The organism is uncultured Sphingomonas sp., assembly GCF_964237335.1.
In the GTDB taxonomy this organism is placed as follows: domain Bacteria; phylum Pseudomonadota; class Alphaproteobacteria; order Sphingomonadales; family Sphingomonadaceae; genus Sphingomonas.
In genome coordinates, this window is sequence record NZ_CAXSHM010000002.1 from 93,312 (window position 1) to 108,521 (window position 15,210).

The window sequence follows — 15,210 nt, forward strand, 5'->3', positions numbered from 1 at the left end:
GACGCCCTGACGAGAGAGGGATTTATCGATTCGCTTTCGCAGCGTCAACGGAAAAGTAAAATTTTTTCGAATCCTTCTTGCAGAGCAGGTTGTCAGCCAGTTTTCGCGCTATCCGGAAAAATCTATGCCTTTTTCCAGCGCTGTGTCTTTTAGCCACCGCATCGGGACCATCTTGCTCTCCTGGAATCCGTGTCGGCGGAAGAAATGCTTGGACATTTCATCCGGCCGGTCGGTCAGCAACGTGATCCGCACCAACGAGCCGCAAGTGTGGTTCCTGGCCGAGCATCTGACCGAGACGACGCTGGTCCGCGAGAAGTAGGTCCGGCTATCGACGGATTATGAGGAGGGCGGGGCCGCGGCTCCGCCCTTGTCATATCGGCTTCCATCGACCCAGCGAACGCCGCCACCGCACGCCCGGGAGCCGTTCGCGATGCGGCACAGGTGACGGCCCGCCCGCCTTGCTCTACCGCGCCCTCGATGATCGCGCATCTCAAGGGCAGGCTGGAGGCGACCGGGGTCGACCATGCGGTGATCGACGTGGGCGGCGTCGGCTATCTGGTCGGCGCGTCGGCGCGCACGCTGGCGGCGATCGGCCCGGTGGGCGAGGCGGCGACCCTGTTCACCGAGATGCTGGTGTCGGAGGAGTCGATCCGCCTCGTCGGCTTCGCGCATGCCGCCGAGCGCGACTGGTTCCGGCTGCTGACGGGCGTGCAGGGCGTCGGCGCGCGCGTCGCGCTGGCGATCCTGTCGGCGCTGGAACCCGCCGAGCTGTCGCGCGCGGTGATGGCGCAGGACAAGGCGACCGTCGCGCGCGCCAACGGCGTCGGCCCCAAGCTCGCCGAGCGGATCGTGCGCGAGCTGAAGGACAAGGTCGGCGGGGTCGCGCTCGGCCCGGGCGCGGCGGCGCAGGTGGTCGCGGTCGGTGCGGGCGCGGACGCGGTGTCCGCGCTCCTCAACCTCGGCTTTCGCCCAGGCGAGGCCTCGGCCGCGGTCGCATCGGCGGAGGATGAACTGGGCGCGGGCGCCACGCTCGACGCGCTGGTGCGGCTGGCGCTGAAGAAGGCGGCGCGGTAGGGTGGGGCGAGGAGAAGCTTCATGCAGGTCACCGCCGTTCTGACTCCGGAAGACGACGGGTACGTCGCCTATAATCCGGAGACGGGCATCGCTTCCCAAGGCGATACCATCGAGGAGGCGCTGACCAATCTCCGCGAAGCGGTGGAGCTTTACCTCGAAGATCAACCGCTGCCGTCCGGACGTCCTCCGATCGTGACCTCGATCACCGTCGACGTCCATGCCTAAACTTCCGGTCCTTCCCGCTCGCGATATCGTGCGCGGACTGGACCGGCTGGGTTTCGAACAGATCAGCCAGCGTGGCAGTCACCTGAAGTTGCGTCGCCACGCTGCAACCGTCATCGTTCCGATGCACCGAGAGGTGAGGCGGGGAACGCTGGCTTCCATTCTCGAACAGGCGGGCGTCTCCGTCGACGAACTGATTGACGCGCTGGCCAACTGACATGACCGACGACCGCCTCCTCTCCCCCGCCCGCCGCGCCGACGATGTCGACGCCGCGCTGCGTCCGCGGCATCTCGACGAGTTCGTCGGCCAGCGCGCCGCGCGCGAGAACCTCCGCGTGTTCATCGATGCTGCGAAACAACGCGGCGACGCGCTCGACCATGTGCTGTTCTTCGGCCCCCCCGGGCTCGGCAAGACGACGCTCGCGCAGATCGTCGCGCGCGAGATGGGCGTCGGGTTCCGCGCCACCTCCGGCCCCGTGATCGCCAAATCGGGCGACCTCGCGGCGCTGCTGACCAATCTCGAGGACGGCGACGTGCTGTTCATCGACGAAATCCATCGGCTCCAGCCCGCGGTCGAGGAGGTGCTGTACCCTGCGATGGAGGATCGCGCGCTCGACCTAATGATCGGCGAGGGTCCGTCCGCGCGCAGCGTCCGCATCGATCTGCCGCGCTTCACGCTGATCGGCGCGACGACGCGGCAGGGCCTGCTGACGCAGCCGCTGCGCGACCGGTTCGGCATCCCGGTGCGGCTGCAGTTCTACACGGTGGACGAGCTCGGAAAGGTGGTCGCGCGCGCTGCCCGGCTGCTCGACCTGCCGACGTCGACGGACGGCGCGCGCGAGATCGCGCGGCGCGCGCGGGGCACGCCGCGCATCGCGGGCCGGCTGCTGCGCCGGGTGCGCGATTTCGCCAACGTAGCCGGCACGCCGGTGGTGGACGCGCCCGCCGCCGACCGCGCGCTCAACCGGCTGGAGGTCGATCAGCTCGGCCTCGACGCGATGGACCGGCGGTATCTGACGATGATCGCCGACATCTATCGCGGCGGACCGGTGGGGGTGGAAACGCTCGCCGCCGGCCTCAGCGAACCGCGCGACACGATCGAGGAGGTGATCGAGCCGTACCTCATCCAGCTCGGCCTGATCGCCCGCACCGCCCGCGGGCGTTTCCTGAATGCAGGCGGATGGAAGCACCTGGGGCTGGACCCTCCGGCGGGGAGCCAGGACGGGCTGTTCGATTGACGGGCGGATGAGGTCGTGGCGAACTCTTTTCCGCTTGATACGGCGGCGGGCGCCCGTTGTCGGACACTCAGATGGCATGCGCGAGCCTGAAAGCAGCCATTCGCCAGGCGCGATCCTTGCCGTTTTCCCATCTCCGAGCGGCAATTGCGGGAAAGAGCAATCGGGAACAGATTTTGGGAAAGCAGTCGCGCTCGCCGGCTGTCGGCACAATCGGCCCGACGAATATCTCGCTATGGGTTCCCAATCGAGAACCTCCGGCCGTCTCGATTGCCTCGTTTGAGAGATTGCCAGATCGCTTACCTGGGTCAGGATCACGACCTAACGTCGTTCAGAAAGGAGACGGAAGTGGTGCTAGTCAGACAGTCTACACCTCGTCACTTAGCGCCCGCGAAGCAGATCGGAAGGTTGCTTCGCTCTTTGTATCAACAGCACTCATCGCGGTATGTTTATCGACGGCAGCGTGCGACAATTCGGATTTGAACTCGAAGACCGAGCCAGTCAAGTTAGAGTCATTCCAAGATGGCACCTGCAGCATGGCGCCGGTAAAAACCAGCCTCTACCGCTATGTCGGAACGGTTGCTGATAGGCAGAAGTATTTTCGAGTAACCTCCGATCCACCGGTCACCTTTGCTTTTCCTGCAGCATACCTCCACTATAAGTCGAACTTGAAGGGAGGCCCACAAGCATCCATCGACCTTTCAACGGATAAGAACACGCTAAAACCTTGGAGATATACCCCTCTTGGAGAGTGTAAGCTTCCTCTGACTGACTCTGACCGGCGGCTAGAAATTGAAATAGATTCAAATGTCCTGGGAAATACGGCGTCGGTCAACCCCGAGCATCAGAGACTCAGCGCTGCCGACTTGGCGCACGTCGGTCACGGCCGAGTTAGCGGAGTCGGTGTCGTGAACGGATTTAGAATGTATTCGTATGACGAGCCAGGATATGCCAAGCTTCCACAAGGGAAGCATCGCATCGTAAGCGGACTCGATCTTGACGTAAGTACCCACTTCGGCGTGCCCGTTCATCCCGAAGTTTCAACAATCAAGTTTATTTACTGTGGGGTGATAGATCTCGCTTGTGCCGTAACCTTCTTCTACAAGAATCAGACGGTGACTGCTTTTATCGATAAAAAGGAACTTGATAGATACACGGTGCAAGTCTCCCATATTATTGATCTACTTAAACTGTACGACGTTACAGATAAACAAAGCAAAGAATTAAATCCATGATAATACAGAATCACGTTACTGCTTGTCGCTAAAATCATCAAATGATCCGCCACTTTGCGAAAGATGGCGAGGTACGATGCCGATTATATAGTATTAGCGAAAAGTAATAGAGACTCTGCGTCCACTCACCCTTCGCAGTACTTAAAATGTTAACATTCTCTCTTTGAGTACGGAGGTGAGTTTCGACAGTCCAGCGGCTTTCTCGATCAACCATCCTTTTTGGGGAAAGGCAGCAGCGCCGCGTAAGGTCGGCTATCTGCGTGACGCTGCCAGAGGCGAACGGTCCGGTTCACCAATCGCGACCATCCGCCTTCCGACTGCCGCCGCTTGCGATGTTGGAAAGCGCATGCGACCATCGGTTTCGTTCTTTCACATGGCCCAAGACCTTAATCAGCCAGCGAGTGCTTCGATGCCTTCGCCGCGGCGGTGCGTTTGGTGTTACCTACTGTTACCTACTTTTGGGTCGGGTCGCGATTAGCGCGCCCCGTAACGCCTCAATCCTCCACCGGCGGCTCCCACAGCTCGATCAAATTGCCTTCCGGATCGGACAGCCGCGCGAAGCGGCCCGTCTCGGGCGTGTCCCAGGCGGGGTCCGTCGTCACCGCGATCCCCGCCTGCGCCAGGCCCGCCAGCAGCGCGTCGAGGTCCGTCACGCGGTAGTTCAGCATCCACTGCTTGCCCGCCGGCCACATGTCGGTGCCGGCGGCGGACGGCATGAACAGCGTCGGCCCAGCCGCCTGCTCCCACGGCTTATAGCCCTGCCCGCCGACGCCGAGGTGGGCGAAGTACCACGCCCGCAACCCCTTGGGATCGTCCGCGCGGAAGAAGATGCCGCCGATGCCGGTCACGCCCATATCTTCCCCCTTGCAGGTCTCGCCGTCGCAAATGATTGCGTAAGCGTAACAGGTCGGCGCACAAAGCCAAGCGACGCTTCGACCGTCGTCATCCATCTTTTGTTGCGTGGCACCCAGGCCCCGCCCCTGCTAGGCGACGGCCATGCCTGCGACCGCCGCCGCCTCCGCCCGCGAGATATTGGTCCGCCTGCACGACGTGATGGCGTCGCGCACCTCGGCGCAGGGAAAACTCAACGCAGTGGTCGGCATCATCGGCGCGGCGCTCGATAGCGAGGTCTGCTCGATCTACCTGCTGCGCGAGGGGTGTCTGGAGCTGTTCGCGACGCAGGGCCTGGACGAGGCGGCGGTGCACGTCACCAAGCTGGCGCTGGGCGAGGGCCTGGTCGGCACGATCGCCGAACAGGGCGAGGTGCTGAACCTCGACCAGGCCGCCAGCCACCCCGATTTCGCCTATCGGCCCGAGACGGGCGAGGAGCGGTTCCACTCGTTCGCGGGCGTGCCGATCATCCGGCGCGAGCGCTCGGTGGGCGTGCTGGCGGTGCAACATGCCGAGCCGCGCCGCTATGCCGACGTCGAGATCGAGGCGCTGCAGACGGTGGCGATGGTCTTGGCCGAGCTGATCGCCAACGCCGGCCTGGTCGACGCCGCCGCCGGCCCCGCGCGGCCGCAGCCCACCGCCAGCGTGCGCGTCGCGGGGCTGAAGCTGGTGGACGGCATGGGCGCTGGCCATGCGGTGTTCCACCAGCCGCGCATCACCGTCGAACAGGTGGTGGCCGAAGATGGGGAGGCGGAGCGCCGCCGCGTCTATGCCGCCTTCGCCAAGATGCGCGAGCAGATCGATCGCATCGCGGCGCAGGCGGAGTTCGGGGTCGGCGGCGAGCATGAGGAGGTGCTCGCGACCTACCGGATGTTCGCCTATGACGAGGGCTGGGCGCGGCGGATCAACGAGGCGATCGACAGCGGGCTGACCGCGGAGGCGGCGATCGAGCGTGTGCAGCAGCGCACCCGCCAGCGGATGCGCCAGATCGACGATCCGCTGCTCGCCGACCGCATGCACGACCTGGAGGATCTGGCCAACCGGCTGCTCCGCATCGTGTCGGGGCAGATGGGCACGGCGGCGCAGCTCGGCCTTCGCCAGGACACGATCCTGATCGCGCGCAACCTGGGCCCCGCCGAGCTGCTGGAATACGACCGCCGCCGGCTGAAGGGCGTGGTGCTGGAGGAGGGGTCGCTGACCGCGCACGTCACCATCGTCGCGCGGGCGATGGGCGTGCCGGTGCTCGGCCGGGTGCGCGACGTGCGCCGGCTGGTGGCGGAGGGCGACCGGCTGCTGCTCGACGTGGGCGAGGGCACGGTGACGGCGCGGCCGTCGGCGCCGATGGAGGAGGCGTTCGAGGGCCGGCAGATGCTCCGCCAGCAGCGCCGCGCGGTGTTCGACGCGCTGCGCCATGTCGCGCCGGTGACGCGGGACGGCCAGCGGATCACGGTGATGATCAACGCCGGGCTGCGCGACGACGTGGCGGCGCTCGACGCGACGGGCGCGGACGGGATCGGGCTGTTCCGAACCGAGTTCCAGTTCCTCGTCTCCGCGACGCTGCCGCAGCGCGAACGGCAGCAGCGCCTGTACCAGGACGTGCTCGACGGCGCGCGCGACCGGCCGGTGGTGTTCCGCACCGTCGACATCGGCGGTGACAAGGCGCTGCCGTATCTGACGCCCGGCGGCGGCACGGAGGAGAACCCCGCGATGGGCTGGCGCGCGCTGCGGCTGGCGCTGGAGCGCGACGGGTTGATGAAGGCGCAGGCGCGCGCGCTGCTGGAGGCGGGCGCGGGGCGGACGCTGAACGTCATGTTCCCGATGGTGAGCGAGCCCTGGGAGTTCGACGAGGCGCGCGCGCTGTTCGAGGCGCAGCGGACGTGGCTGGCCGGGCGTGGCCGGCGCACGCCCGACGACGTGCGCTATGGCGCGATGCTGGAGGTGCCCGCACTCGCCGAGCAGCTCGACGTGCTGTTGCGGCGCGTCGACTTCCTGTCGGTCGGCACCAACGACCTGACGCAGTTCCTGTTCGCCGCCGATCGCGCGAACCCGAAGCTCGCGGAACGCTACGACTGGCTGAGCGCGTCGATCCTGCGGTTCCTCGTGCGGCTGGTGGGCCCGTGCGATGCGGCCGGCGTGCCGCTGGCGGTGTGCGGCGAGATGGGCGGGCGACCGCTGGAGGCGATGGCGCTGATCGGGCTGGGCATCCGGCGCCTGTCGATCACGCCCGCCGCGGTCGGCCCGATCAAGGCGATGGCGCGGTCGCTCGATGCGGGCGCGCTGGCGGCCCGCATGACGGATCTGCTCGCCGATCCGCCGCGTGACATGCGCGGCGCGCTGGCAGACTGGGCGGCGGCGAACGGGGTCGAACTGGCTTGATCCAGCGCAAGGCGCCCGTTGACACGCTGGTGCCCCTCTGGGACATCGTCGGGCTGGAGGGAACAAGATGAGCGACACCGACCGCGTCGAAGAGCTGTCGTCATCCCCCTTGCCGGCGGGCGAGCGGTTGCGGGCGGCGCGCGAGGCACAGGGATTGTCGCTGACCTCGATCGCCGAGCGCACGCGCGTGCCGCTGCGCCACCTCGAGTCGATCGAGGCGGGCGACTACGAGAGCCTGCCGGCGCCCGCATATGCGACCGGCTTCTCGCGCGCCTATGCCCGCGCGGTCGGCGTCGACGAGGTGGCGATCGCGCGCGACGTTCGGGCGGAGGCGGCGAAGCTCGGACGGCGCCAGCCCGAATACGCGCCCTATGTCACCGCCGATCCGGCGCGCCTGCCCTCGCGCGGGCTGGCGATGGTGACGGCGGGGATTGCGCTTGCGATCATCGTGCTGGCGGCCTTGTGGTTCGGCACCGGCTGGTTGCGCGGCCGGGGCGGCGAGACTTCGCCCGCGCCGGCCGTGGCGCCCACCACGGCCGCGCCGGTCGCCGCGCCGCCGGCGCCCGCGTCCGCGCCGCCGCGCCGGGTGACGCTGACCGCCAACGACACGATCTGGCTGCGCGTCTACGACGCCGCTAACAAGACGCTGTTCCTTGGCACCATGAAGCCGGGCGACACGTTCGACGTGCCGCCGGGCGCGGACCATCCCAAGATCAACGTCGGCCGTGCGGACAAGCTGGCGGTGACGCTCGACGGCAAGCCGGTCGCGGCACTCGGCACCGGCGAGCGGCCGATCAAGGACGTGCCCGTGGACGCCGCATCGATCGCCGCGAGGGCCGGCGGCAGTGGGGTCGCGACGCCGGTCCCAACGCCCACGCCTCAGCCCACCGCGGCGCCGACAGCAGCCGGGACCCGCGCTACATCGCACCACGGTACACGCCACAGCGCAGGCGACGAGACGCAGCGCGCGAACCGCAGCTCGGCCCGCGCCGCCGAGAAGGGCGAGGCTCCGCCCGTCCCGACGCCGGCCGCCGCTCCGTCGACCTCGTCCGAGACGCCGCATCCATGATCGAGCAGGCCGGAAGGCTGGCGACGGGCGTGTGGCTGCGGCATAAGGCGCGCGTCCGTCAGCCCGAAAGAGGTCCCATGCGTCGTTATGCCGCCGCCGTTCTGTTGTCCGTCGCGGTGCTGCCGGCCACGCCTGCCATGGCGCAGGAGATCGATGCGCGGGTCGGCCGGCTGGAAAGCGAGATGCGCGCGGTGCAGCGCAAGGTGTTCCCGGGCGGCGCCGGCCAATATGTTCAGCCCGACATCGCGCCCGACCGGACGGCGCCCGATCGCGCGCCCGGAACCCCAGCGTCCAGCCCGGTCGCCGACCTGACGCAGCGCGTGTCCTCGCTGGAGGGGCAGCTGCAGAGCCTGACCGGGCAGATCGAGCAGAACCAATATCGCATCCGCCAGCTCGAGGATCAGTTCAACGCCTATCGCCGCGCAACCGATGCTCGGTTGGCGGGAACGGCCCAGGGCGCCGGGCCCGGGCCCGGACCTGGATACGGCCCTTCCGCGCCGACCGGCGCCGCCGACCGGCCGCCTCCGGGGGACGACGACACGCCGCCGCCCGCCGCGACCGGGTCCCGTTCTGGCGCCGGCCCCGCCGCCGGCGGCGATCCCGCCCGTTCCACGCGCGCGGCGGCGGTGGAGAAGCCCGATACCGGCGTGCCGGATGAAGACGCCTATCTGTACGGCTATCGGCTCTGGCAGGCGAAATTGTACCCGGAAGCGGAGACGCAACTGAAGCAGGTCGTCGCCGACTATCCCAAGTCCAAGCGCGCCAGCTATGCGCAGAACCTGCTCGGCCGATCGTATCTCGACGACGGCAAGGCGAATAGCGCCGCCACCGCCTTCTACGAAAGCTACAAGAAGTTCCCGGACGGCGAGCGCGCGCCCGACAGCCTTTATTACCTTGCCACCACATTGATGAAGCTCAACAAGCCAGCCGATGCGTGCAAGGTGTATGGCGAACTGACCGACGTCTATGGCGCGAAGATCACGCCGGCGATGAAGGCGGATGTGGCAAAGGGACGGGTCACGGCCAAATGTTCGTGATCGATGGTCCGCGTGCAACGGTCGGTTGGGGCGGCTCGACTGATCGCCGATGCTTGTAATGCCAAACGCGTCTTGATGCGTCGCTCCATCCGGCGGTCGAATGCCGATCGGGCCTGAACTCCTAGACCGTTTCGCCCGCGACTGGTCGGTGCTAACCCGTAGTCGTCGCCATCAGCGTACCCTGGTGGCCGTATCGGGAGGGGCCGACAGCGTGGCGCTCCTTTTGCTGATGCGGGCCTATCTCGGCGACAATTGCGTCGCCGCGACCGTCGATCACGGGCTGCGCGAGACCTCGACCGCCGAGGCGGCGGGGGTGGCATCGCTGTGCGCAGCACGGGGGATCGCGCACTCGACGCTGTCGGGTCCGCTTCCCGGACGGGTGGGCCGGACCGCCAACGTCTCCGCGCGCGCGCGCGCGCTTCGGTACAGCCTGTTGCGGGAGCACGCCGCCAGCTCCGGCGCGGAATGGATCGCCACCGCCCATCATGCCGATGACCAGTTGGAGACGATGGTCATGCGCCTGAACCGAGGCGCGGGTATCGGTGGCCTGGCCGGGATCAGACGCTGGGATCATGGCGGGTCCTTGTCTTCCACGGTCGTGCGGCCGTTGCTGGGGTGGCGTCATCAGGAACTGGCCGCGCTGGTGGCGGGCGAGGGCATCGTGCCGGTGGACGACCCGTCCAACTCCGACGATCGGTTCGACCGCGCACGCCTCCGGAAGCTGCTCGCCCGCACTGAGTGGCTCGATCCCGTCGCGGCGGCACGGAGCGCGGCGGCGTTGGGCGATGCGGAGGAGGCGATCCAATGGATCGTCGAACGCGAACGACACGAGAGCTGCCAGTTCGGCGATGGCCAGGCGATCCTGCGCTTCACCAACGGTCCGGCCGAGCTGCGGCGCCGTCTGGTGGAGATCTGCCTTCGCCACGTCGATCCGACCATCGCTCCGCGGGGCCGCGAGATCGATTATCTCATCGATAAACTGGAGTCGCTGGGACCGTGTACGCTGGGCCATGTTCGTTGCGGCCACAGCATGTACCGCGCCAATGACCTGTCGCTGATCGCCTGGACCTTCCAGGTGGCACCGGTACGCCGTACGTCGTGATCCACTCCTTAGATCGTGCTGTCCGATCGTCGTTTCGGGTCACCTTTGTTCCATTGCCATTAACCGGCATCGGCCTATCTTGAACGCTCGAAAGGTACGTGCATGAGCGACGACAAGAAGCAGTCCGGCGGCTCCGATGGCGGCGGGAACACCGGGGGCGGCAATGGGGGTGGCCCGGGCGGCAATCCCTGGATGAAGAGCCTGGTGATCTGGGTCGGCATCCTGTTGGCGCTCGCGTTGTTCGTCGCGCTGTTCAATGGCGGGGCTTCGCAGCAGGCGGGCAACACGATCGCCTATTCCACCTTCCTCGACAAGGTGGACGAGGGAACGGTGAAGAAGGTCGCGATTAGCCGCGACGTCATCACCGGCACGTTGTCGTCGGGCGAGACGTTCCGCGTCTATCCGATCCAGGACGTGACGCTGGTTCCCAAGCTGCGCGACAAGCATGTCGAAATCGCCGCGAAGCCCGAGGAGGGCACGTCGATCTGGATCATGCTGCTGTACAACTCGCTGCCGTTCCTGCTCTTCCTCGGCTTGGGCTTCTTCGTCGTGAAGCAGATGCAGAAGTCGTCGGGCTCGGGCGCGATGGGGTTCGGCAAGAGCCGTGCCAAGATGCTGACGCAGAAGGAAGGCAAGATCACCTTCGACGATGTTGCCGGCATCGACGAGGCGCGGTCGGAGCTGACCGAGATCGTCGACTTCCTCAAGGACCCGACCAAGTTCGCCCGGCTCGGCGGCAAGATCCCCAAGGGCGCGTTGCTGGTCGGCAGCCCCGGCACGGGCAAGACGTTGCTGGCGCGCGCGATCGCGGGTGAAGCGGGCGTGCCGTTCTTCACCATATCGGGCTCCGACTTCGTCGAGATGTTCGTCGGCGTTGGTGCCAGCCGTGTGCGCGACATGTTCGAGCAGGCCAAGAAGTCCGCGCCGTGCATTGTGTTCATCGACGAGATCGATGCGGTAGGCCGTCATCGCGGCGCAGGGCTGGGCAACGGCAACGACGAGCGCGAGCAGACGCTCAATCAGTTGCTCGTTGAGATGGACGGGTTCGAGGCCAATGAGGGCATCATCATCGTCGCGGCGACTAATCGCCCCGACGTCCTCGACCCTGCGCTGCTGCGTCCCGGCCGCTTCGATCGCCAGGTCGTCGTGCCGCGCCCGGATATCGAGGGCCGGATCAAGATCCTCGAAGTCCATATGAAGAAGGTGCCGCTGGCGCCCGACGTCGATGCCCGCGTCATCGCGCGCGGCACGCCGGGCTTCTCGGGCGCGGACCTTGCCAATCTGGTCAACGAGGCGGCGTTGAACGGCGCGCGCAAGGGCAAGCGGCTGGTCGCGATGGCCGAGTTCGAGGAGGCCAAGGACAAGGTCATGATGGGCGCCGAGCGTCGCAGCATGGTGATGACCGAGGACGAGAAGCGGATGACCGCCTATCACGAGGCGGGCCATGCGATCGTCTCGATCCACGAGGGTGCGTCCGACCCGATCCACAAGGCGACGATCATCCCGCGTGGCCGCGCGTTGGGCATGGTGATGCGACTGCCTGAGCGCGACTCGTACAGCTACCATCGCGACAAGATGTACGCGAACCTCGCGGTCGCGATGGGTGGGCGTGTCGCAGAGGAAGTGATCTTCGGCTACGACAAGGTGTCGTCGGGTGCCTCGTCGGACATCCAATACGCCACCGGCCTCGCGCGCGACATGGTCACCAAATGGGGCATGTCGGAGAAGGTCGGGCCGGTCGAATATGCGCAACCGGAAGGCGAGTCGTTCCTGGGCTATTCGTCCAGCCAGCCGGTCCGCATGTCGAACGCGACGGCGCAGTTGATCGATGACGAGATCAAGTCCATCGTCGAGGGCGGGCTCGGCCGGGCCAAGCAGTTGCTGACTGACCATGTCGACCAGCTCCATCTGCTCGCTGACGCATTGCTCGAATATGAGACGCTGTCGGGCGAGGAGATAAAGAAGCTGATCGCTGGTGAGGACATCGGCCGCCGCGACGTCGGTCCCAAGTCGACGCCATTGCCGACGGCGGGTACGTCGATCCCGAAGACCCGCCGCCCGAGCGGGCCGTTCGGCAACCCGGCACCCGCCGGCGCGTGACGGATCGGGGGCGATGCCGGACGGCGTCGCCCCCTTCCGCGTCAGCCCATGAGGCCTAGCGCGAGCAGCAGCAGCACGAAAGCGGTCAGCGCTACCCAGGCGAACACCAGCAACGCGACCGTTCGCCACGCTGCGGAGAACCATCGCAGCCGATAGGCGCCGCGTAGCTGAAGCAGCAGGTGGATCGGCGGCACGACCAAGATCAGCACGCCCGCCACCCCGCTCGGCAGCCCCGCCGCGATCTCCAGTGTCAACAGCGTCGCGAGCAGCAGCATGAAGTCGAGCGAATAGGTCACGAAGATCGCGTGATCGTACAGCGTGAACCGCCGCCGCCACAGGAACAGCAGCGCCACGAACGGCGTTGAGAGCGGGATCAGTGCCCAACTGTATTTATACGCGCTCGTCTGAAACTCGTAGAACGCGAGGCCGGGATTGTCGCGGGCACGTGCGATCCCGCGATCGATGCGCGGCCAGCCGGTCACGTTATCCGGAATGTCGGCGAGCAGCGAGGTCGTCTCGTCCCGACTCATCACGCGCCGCGCCGCGATCAGCGTGGTCAGCGCCGCGCGCTCGGCCGCTATGCTCTTGCTCCGGTCCTCGTCACCGGCCGGACGCGCTTCCGCTTGGGCGATCATCGCACGCTGGCGGGCCATCTCCGCATCGATCCGGGCAATCTGGTCTGGTGGGCGCGCATGCGGCGCGGCGAGCATCGTCTCGTCGAGCTCCCCACCGCCGAGCGCATGGATGACGGCGAACATCAGGAACACGGCGAACAGGAACAGCGGTAGCGGCGCCACGAACCGCTGCCGCTCGCCCGCGATGTAGCGCCGCGTCAGCCCGCCGGGATCGCGCACCAGCATCGGTAGCGCCCGAAAGATGCGGCCCTCGAAATGGAACGCGCCGTGCGCCAGGTCATGCCCGATCGATGCGAGCGTCTTGTGGACATGCGCGGACTGGCCGCACGCGTGGCAATAGGCGCCGGTCAGCACCGTGCCGCAATTGAGGCACTTCGCCCCCGCGTCGCCATGGCCGCCCACCGCCTCTGCGTCATCCGCCGCGTGCGCCCAGACGAGCCCGGTCGCGATATCGCCGGCAGCCCCGATCTCTCCCGCCATGCGTCCCCCTTGCTCGCGATAGCCAAAGGCTAACAGCTTCCGCCAGGGTAGGCGAGCGTGGTAGCCTTTCGCGCATGGATGCCGCCGTGACACCCGACCCCACCGTCCTCGACGCGCCTGCGTTGATCGTCGCCATGGGCGCGCGGGCGCGGGTCGCGGCAGGCTTGCTCGCGCGTACGCCGACGCCCGCCAAGGCCGCCGCGCTCGCCGCGGCCGGCGCGGCGATCCGGGATGACGCCGAGGCGATCCTCGCCGCCAACACGCGCGACCTCGCGCGGGCAGAGGCCGCTGGCCTGTCGGGCGCGATGCTCGATCGGCTGCGGCTGGACGCGGCGCGATTGGCCGGGATCGCCGACGCGGTGGCGGCGGTGGGCGGCCTCGCCGATCCTGTCGGGCAGACGATCGACGAGACGCGCCGTCCCAACGGCCTGGTCCTCAGCCGCGTCCGCGTGCCGATCGGCGTGATCGGCATCGTATACGAAAGCCGCCCCAACGTCACCGCCGACGCCGCCGCGCTGTGCGTGATGAGCGGCAATGCGGCGATCCTGCGCGGCGGCACGGAGGCGGTGGACAGCAACCGCGCGCTCCACGCCGCCTTCGCACGCGGGCTCGCCTCAGCGGGCCTGCCGGTGGACGCGGTGCAGCTCGTGCCGACGCAGGACCGCGATGCGGTGGGGGCGATGCTGGGAGCCGAGGGCGTCCTCGATCTGGTGGTGCCGCGCGGTGGCAAGGGGCTGGTCGCGCGGGTGCAGGCGGAGGCGCGGGTGCCCGTACTCGCGCATCTCGACGGGATCAACCACGTCTATGTCGATGGCTCGGCCGACCCGACGATGGCGCGAGCGATCGTGCTCGACGCCAAGATGCGCCGCACCGGGATCTGCGGCGCGATGGAGACGCTGCTGATCGACCGCGCCTATCCCGATCCTGCAGGCCTGATCCGCGCGCTCGCGTCGGCCGGCTGCGCGGTGCGCGCAGACGCGGAGGCGCTGGGGGTTGCGCCTGACGTCGCGACGCCCGCGTCCGACGCGGATTGGGACACCGAATATCTGGGCGCGATCGCCTCCGTCGCGATCGTCGCGGGCGTCGATCGCGCACTGGCGCATATCGCGGCGCATGGTTCACACCACACCGACGCGATCGTGGCCGCGGACGAGGCCGTCGCGCGGCGCTTCCTGGCGGAAGTCGATTCGGCGATCGTGCTGTGGAACGCCTCCACGCAGTTCGCGGACGGCGGCGAGTTCGGTCTCGGCGCGGAGATCGGCATCGCCACCGGCCGCCTCCACGCGCGCGGCCCGGTCGCGCTGGAGGGGCTCACGACCTACAAATGGGTGGGGCTGGGCACAGGACAGGTGAGGGGGTGAGGACGCCGGCCCCGATGCCGTCGACGCGTGCCGCCGCCGAGCTTACTTCGCGCGGATCTTGCGCGCGGCATAGCGGGCATCGCGCGCCGCCTTCATCTCCGCTGCCGTGGCGGGCTTCAGCCGCGCGGCCTTAAGCGCCGCCGCCGCTTCCTCTTCGGCGATCGCGGCCGCCTTGATCGCGGCCTTCTCGGCCTTCGCCGCCGCGAGCACCGCAGCCTTGGCGGCCCGCTCCTCTGCGAGCGCCTGATCGCGCAGCTCACGCGCCTGACGCCGCTCCGCCATCAGCGCCTCATCGACCGGAGGCTTGGCCTTGAGCTGGTCGAGCGCCCGCTGCTTGGCCTGGCCGGCCGACGACATGCGATCCTGGAACGAAGGGTCTTTGAAGGAAGCCAC

At 67.6% G+C, this 15,210-nt stretch carries 14 protein-coding genes; 11 read left to right on the forward strand and 3 right to left on the reverse strand.

Going from position 1 to position 15,210, the window contains the following annotated elements; all coding sequences use genetic code 11:
- Window positions 1–477: 477 nt before the first annotated feature.
- The 5 genes from ruvA (at window position 478) to ACFE65_RS01895 (ending at window position 3,766) form a co-directional block, all read left to right on the forward strand.
- Window positions 478–1,074: a Holliday junction branch migration protein RuvA gene (gene ruvA, locus ACFE65_RS01875; protein WP_375380634.1), complete on the forward strand. Its 597-nt coding sequence runs from the start codon at window positions 478–480 to the stop codon at window positions 1,072–1,074.
- 21 nt (window positions 1,075–1,095) lie between these two features.
- On the forward strand, window positions 1,096–1,299 hold the full coding sequence (locus ACFE65_RS01880) for a type II toxin-antitoxin system HicB family antitoxin (protein ID WP_375380635.1): 204 nt from the start codon (window positions 1,096–1,098) through the stop codon (window positions 1,297–1,299).
- The gene (locus ACFE65_RS01885; protein WP_375380636.1) at window positions 1,292–1,513 is read left to right on the forward strand and encodes a type II toxin-antitoxin system HicA family toxin; all 222 of its coding nucleotides are present in this window, start codon (window positions 1,292–1,294) and stop codon (window positions 1,511–1,513) included. The genes ACFE65_RS01880 and ACFE65_RS01885 overlap by 8 nt, the downstream gene beginning before the upstream one ends.
- A 1-nt stretch (window position 1,514) precedes the next feature.
- Window positions 1,515–2,534 (forward strand): Holliday junction branch migration DNA helicase RuvB, encoded by a 1,020-nt coding sequence (gene ruvB, locus ACFE65_RS01890; protein WP_375380637.1) that lies wholly within the window; start codon window positions 1,515–1,517, stop codon window positions 2,532–2,534.
- A 71-nt stretch (window positions 2,535–2,605) separates the two neighbouring features.
- On the forward strand, window positions 2,606–3,766 hold the full coding sequence (locus ACFE65_RS01895; protein WP_375380638.1) for a hypothetical protein: 1,161 nt from the start codon (window positions 2,606–2,608) through the stop codon (window positions 3,764–3,766).
- A 494-nt stretch (window positions 3,767–4,260) separates the two neighbouring features.
- Here ACFE65_RS01895 and ACFE65_RS01900 read toward each other — a convergent pair whose 3' ends face one another.
- Window positions 4,261–4,620, reverse strand: a complete 360-nt coding sequence (locus ACFE65_RS01900) for a VOC family protein (protein ID WP_375380639.1) — start codon at window positions 4,618–4,620, stop codon at window positions 4,261–4,263.
- Between the two features lie 142 nt (window positions 4,621–4,762).
- Here ACFE65_RS01900 and ptsP point away from each other — a divergent pair, with 142 nt between their 5' ends.
- The 5 genes from ptsP to ftsH all read left to right on the forward strand — a co-directional run bounded on the left by ptsP (window position 4,763) and on the right by ftsH (window position 12,341).
- Complete coding sequence (gene ptsP, locus ACFE65_RS01905) at window positions 4,763–7,033, forward strand: phosphoenolpyruvate--protein phosphotransferase (RefSeq protein WP_375380640.1); 2,271 nt, start codon at window positions 4,763–4,765, stop codon at window positions 7,031–7,033.
- 67 nt (window positions 7,034–7,100) lie between these two features.
- A complete protein-coding gene (locus ACFE65_RS01910; RefSeq protein ID WP_375380641.1) occupies window positions 7,101–8,102 on the forward strand; it encodes a helix-turn-helix domain-containing protein in 1,002 nt (333 codons plus the stop codon).
- 77 nt (window positions 8,103–8,179) lie between these two features.
- Window positions 8,180–9,139, forward strand: a complete 960-nt coding sequence (locus ACFE65_RS01915; RefSeq protein WP_375380642.1) for a YbgF trimerization domain-containing protein — start codon at window positions 8,180–8,182, stop codon at window positions 9,137–9,139.
- Window positions 9,140–9,239: 100 nt separating this feature from the next.
- Window positions 9,240–10,241, forward strand: coding sequence for a tRNA lysidine(34) synthetase TilS (gene tilS, locus ACFE65_RS01920; protein WP_375380643.1), 1,002 nt, complete (start codon window positions 9,240–9,242; stop codon window positions 10,239–10,241).
- 102 nt (window positions 10,242–10,343) lie between these two features.
- On the forward strand, window positions 10,344–12,341 hold the full coding sequence (gene ftsH, locus ACFE65_RS01925; protein WP_375380644.1) for an ATP-dependent zinc metalloprotease FtsH: 1,998 nt from the start codon (window positions 10,344–10,346) through the stop codon (window positions 12,339–12,341).
- Window positions 12,342–12,382: 41 nt separating this feature from the next.
- Here ftsH and ACFE65_RS01930 read toward each other — a convergent pair whose 3' ends face one another.
- Window positions 12,383–13,456: a DUF3667 domain-containing protein gene (locus tag ACFE65_RS01930; protein ID WP_375380645.1), complete on the reverse strand. Its 1,074-nt coding sequence runs from the start codon at window positions 13,454–13,456 to the stop codon at window positions 12,383–12,385.
- A gap of 74 nt (window positions 13,457–13,530) precedes the next feature.
- On the opposite strand from ACFE65_RS01930, the gene ACFE65_RS01935 reads away from it, so the two are divergent.
- Entirely contained in the window at window positions 13,531–14,817 is a 1,287-nt protein-coding gene (locus tag ACFE65_RS01935) for a glutamate-5-semialdehyde dehydrogenase (RefSeq protein WP_375380646.1), read from the forward strand.
- Between the two features lie 42 nt (window positions 14,818–14,859).
- Here the strand turns inward: ACFE65_RS01935 and ACFE65_RS01940 are convergent, their stop codons facing one another.
- Window positions 14,860–15,210, reverse strand: coding sequence for a DUF6481 family protein (locus ACFE65_RS01940; RefSeq protein WP_375380647.1), 351 nt, complete (start codon window positions 15,208–15,210; stop codon window positions 14,860–14,862).

Coding starts and splice junctions, on each gene's coding strand:
- ruvA (WP_375380634.1), top strand. CDS start 478: ATGATCGCGCATCTCAAGGGCAGGCTGGAGGCGACCGGGGTCGACCAT.
- ACFE65_RS01880 (WP_375380635.1), top strand. CDS start 1,096: ATGCAGGTCACCGCCGTTCTGACTCCGGAAGACGACGGGTACGTCGCC.
- ACFE65_RS01885 (WP_375380636.1), top strand. CDS start 1,292: ATGCCTAAACTTCCGGTCCTTCCCGCTCGCGATATCGTGCGCGGACTG.
- ruvB (WP_375380637.1), top strand. CDS start 1,515: ATGACCGACGACCGCCTCCTCTCCCCCGCCCGCCGCGCCGACGATGTC.
- ACFE65_RS01895 (WP_375380638.1), top strand. CDS start 2,606: ATGGCATGCGCGAGCCTGAAAGCAGCCATTCGCCAGGCGCGATCCTTG.
- ACFE65_RS01900 (WP_375380639.1), bottom strand. CDS start 4,620: ATGGGCGTGACCGGCATCGGCGGCATCTTCTTCCGCGCGGACGATCCC.
- ptsP (WP_375380640.1), top strand. CDS start 4,763: ATGCCTGCGACCGCCGCCGCCTCCGCCCGCGAGATATTGGTCCGCCTG.
- ACFE65_RS01910 (WP_375380641.1), top strand. CDS start 7,101: ATGAGCGACACCGACCGCGTCGAAGAGCTGTCGTCATCCCCCTTGCCG.
- ACFE65_RS01915 (WP_375380642.1), top strand. CDS start 8,180: ATGCGTCGTTATGCCGCCGCCGTTCTGTTGTCCGTCGCGGTGCTGCCG.
- tilS (WP_375380643.1), top strand. CDS start 9,240: ATGCCGATCGGGCCTGAACTCCTAGACCGTTTCGCCCGCGACTGGTCG.
- ftsH (WP_375380644.1), top strand. CDS start 10,344: ATGAGCGACGACAAGAAGCAGTCCGGCGGCTCCGATGGCGGCGGGAAC.
- ACFE65_RS01930 (WP_375380645.1), bottom strand. CDS start 13,456: ATGGCGGGAGAGATCGGGGCTGCCGGCGATATCGCGACCGGGCTCGTC.
- ACFE65_RS01935 (WP_375380646.1), top strand. CDS start 13,531: ATGGATGCCGCCGTGACACCCGACCCCACCGTCCTCGACGCGCCTGCG.